The organism is Thiohalocapsa sp., from assembly GCF_019695415.1.
Taxonomy (GTDB): Bacteria; Pseudomonadota; Gammaproteobacteria; order Chromatiales; family Chromatiaceae; genus Thiohalocapsa.
Genome location: NZ_JAIFKJ010000632.1, coordinates 1 through 1,962 on the forward strand (window position 1 = coordinate 1; position 1,962 = coordinate 1,962).

1 protein-coding gene is annotated in these 1,962 nt (G+C 65.7%); it reads left to right on the forward strand.

What is annotated here, in order from left to right:
• Positions 1-5: 5 nt before the first annotated feature.
• The gene (locus tag I6U14_RS17255) at positions 6-1,934 is read left to right on the forward strand and encodes an alpha/beta fold hydrolase (protein ID WP_296900983.1); all 1,929 of its coding nucleotides are present in this window, start codon (positions 6-8) and stop codon (positions 1,932-1,934) included.
• Positions 1,935-1,962: the final 28 nt, after the last annotated feature.

The following is a 1,962-nucleotide window of genomic DNA, read 5'->3' on the forward strand; positions in this document are numbered from 1 at the left end:
GCAGCATGACACAGAACGACACCGAGGCAGACGTCCGGGCGGGGCATGGCCGCGGCCACACTAAAGGGGACGCCCTCAGCACCACGCCCCACCCGGCCAGTCGCCGGGAGCGCGAGCCCGAGCCCACATCGTTGGCGGCCCGCAGCGCCCCGGCGCGTCACCGCTCGCGCGAGGAGCAAGACGCCGAGACCGGGCCACGCTCGTTCATTCCAATGCCCGTGGGTATTGACGCGTTGGATCGCTTGGTCCATGCAAACATGGGCCGCCTCACCGGGAACCTGTCGCCGGCATCGGTCAGCAAGGCCTTCGCGGACTGGGCCTTCCATCTAGCGATCTCGCCCGGCAAGCAGGCGGAGCTTGGTGTCAAGGCATTGCGCAAGGCGACGCGGCTGGCCATCTATGCCGTCGAGTCTGCCGCCGACCCCAAGACGCCGCCCTGCATTCAGCCGCTGCCGCACGATCACCGCTTCGACGACAGGCGCTGGCGATCCTGGCCATTCAACTTGTTTTATCAGAGCTTTCTGCTCCAGCAACAGTGGTGGTGGAACGCGATCAACGGTATTCGCGGCGTCTCACGCGAGCATGAGGAGCGGACGCAGTTTTTGGTGCGCCAGCTGCTCGACCTCATGTCGCCGTCAAACTTGCCGGCGACCAATCCGCAGGTCATCGATGCCACGCTGCGCTCGGGCGGCGCCAATTTCGTTGCTGGCCTGCAGAACTTCATGGAGGACACCCGCCGACGCCTGAACGGGGCCCCGCCGGTCGGCGCCGAGCGTTTTCGTCCCGGCGAGGCAGTGGCGGTGACGCCGGGGAAGGTGGTCTACCGCAACCACTTGGTCGAGTTGATCCAGTACGAGCCCAGCACGGAGCACGTTCACCCCGCGCCGGTGCTGATCGTGCCGGCCTGGATCATGAAGTACTACATCCTCGACCTCTCGCCGCAGAACTCGCTGATCCGCTGGCTGCGCGACCAGGGCCACACGGTGTTCTGCGTCTCCTGGCACAACCCTGGCGAGGCGGACCGCGACCTCTCGATGGAGGACTATCGGCGCAACGGCATCGAGTATGTCACGCGTGCGATCAACCAAATCGTGCCCAATCAAAAGATACACGCCGTCGGCTACTGCCTCGGCGGCACCCTGCTGGCGATCGAGGCGGCGCGCATGGCGCGCGACGGCGACGCGCGCTTTGCCACGCTGAGCTTCCTCGCCACCCAGGTGGACTTCACCGAGCCGGGCGAGCTCGAGCTGTTTATCGACGAAAGCGAGGTCAGCTACCTGGAAGACATCATGTGGGCTCAGGGCTATCTGGACACCAAGCAGATGGCCGGCGCCTTCCAGATGCTGCGCTCCAACGATTTAATCTGGTCCCGCATGGTCACCGAATACCTGCTCGGCGAACGCCAGCCGATGTTCGACCTCATGGCCTGGAACGCCGATGCGACGCGCATGCCCTATCGCATGCACTCGGAGTACCTGCGCCGGCTGTTCCTGCAAAACGACCTGGCCAACGGCCGCTACGAGGTCGGGGGCCGGCCGGTGGCGCTGGTCGACATCAAGGTACCCATCTTCTGCGTCGGCACAGAGAAAGACCACATCGCGCCGTGGCGCTCGGTCTATAAGATTCACCTGTTGAGCGACACCGAGATCACCTTCGTGCTGACCAACGGCGGCCACAATGCCGGCATCGTGAGCGAGCCGGGGCACCGAGGCCGGCGCTACCGTGTACACACGGCCTCGGAGCATGAGCCCTACCGCGCACCGGATAACTGGTACGTGAGAGCCCGGCAGCAAGATGGAAGCTGGTGGCCCGAATGGCAGGCCTGGCTCGCCCTGCGCTCCGGTAACCCAGTGACGCCGCCGGCGATAGGCAACCGCGAGGCCGGGCTGGCGCCACTGGAGGACGCGCCGGGGCGGTACGTCCACGAGAAGTAGGCTCGAGGGGACGCGCCTTCGCTTGGGG

What these genes read in the sequence shown, in the direction of transcription:
- I6U14_RS17255 (WP_296900983.1), top strand. Translation starts at nt 6, where the DNA reads ATGACACAGAACGACACCGAGGCAGACGTCCGGGCGGGGCATGGCCGC.